Source organism: Mycobacterium sp. ACS4331 (genome assembly GCF_001667265.1).
In the GTDB taxonomy this organism is placed as follows: Bacteria; Actinomycetota; Actinomycetes; order Mycobacteriales; family Mycobacteriaceae; genus Mycobacterium.
Window position 1 is genome coordinate 1 of the sequence record NZ_LZHW01000041.1, and the last position, 920, is coordinate 920.

The window sequence follows — 920 nt, forward strand, 5'->3', positions numbered from 1 at the left end:
ATGTCGATCATGGCGTTCCCCGAGGAGGCGGTTGAGCCGCTGGTCGGTGATCGATCGGGCGCGTTGTTCGAGGAGTTGTCGGAGTTGGCCGGTCAGCGCAACGCGATCGATGGCCGGATTGTGGCGATCGCGGCGCGGATGGACGGGTTGTGGGGTCACACGGGGTGCCGGTCGTTGGCGGGGTTGTTGGCGTGGCGGTTGGGCGCCTCGGCGGAGCACTCGAAGTCGATTGCGGCGATCGCGGAGCGGATCGAGGAGTTCCCGCGCTGTGTGGAGGCGCTGCGCGAGGGCCTGTTGTCGTTGGATCAGGTCGGGGTGATCGCCACACGTGCCGGCGCGGGCTCCGACGAGCATTATCGGCAGTTCGCGACCCATGCTTCGGTGAGTCAGTTGAAGAAGGCGATCACGTTGGAGCCGCGCCCGGAGCCGGAGCCCAAGCCGGAGCCGCGGGCTTCGGTGTCGAAGAGTGTGGGTGAGGACACGGTCACGTGGCGCATCACGCTGCCGGCGATCGAGTCGGCGAAGTTCGACGCTGCGCTGCAGTCGCATCATGAGGCGTTGATCGGGGAGTGGAAGCGTGATCACTACGCTGATGAGTCCGACACTGGGCACCATCGTGATGAGGTGCGTCGTCCGCCGTTTCCGGCGTTGCCCAACGCGTTCATGCGGTTGGTGGACGCCGGTTGGGATGCCGAAGCTGTTGCGCGCCCGCAGGGGCATCGCACCACGGTGGTGGTGCACGTTGATGTGAAGGAGAAGCTGGCGAATCTGCATCTGGGACCAGCCTTGTCGGATGCCGATCGGCGGTTGCTGTCGTGTGATGCCACGTGTGAGGTGTGGTTTGAACGCGACGGGCAGCTGATCGGGTCGGGGCGGAGCACGCGCACGATCGGTCGGCGGTTGCGTCGCGCCCTGGAGCA

Annotated in this window: 1 protein-coding gene; it reads left to right on the forward strand. The window is 66.1% G+C overall.

What is annotated here, in order from left to right:
* Positions 1 to 920: DUF222 domain-containing protein (locus A5727_RS10335; RefSeq protein ID WP_068248570.1), on the forward strand; the 920-nt coding region annotated here is incomplete at its 3' end.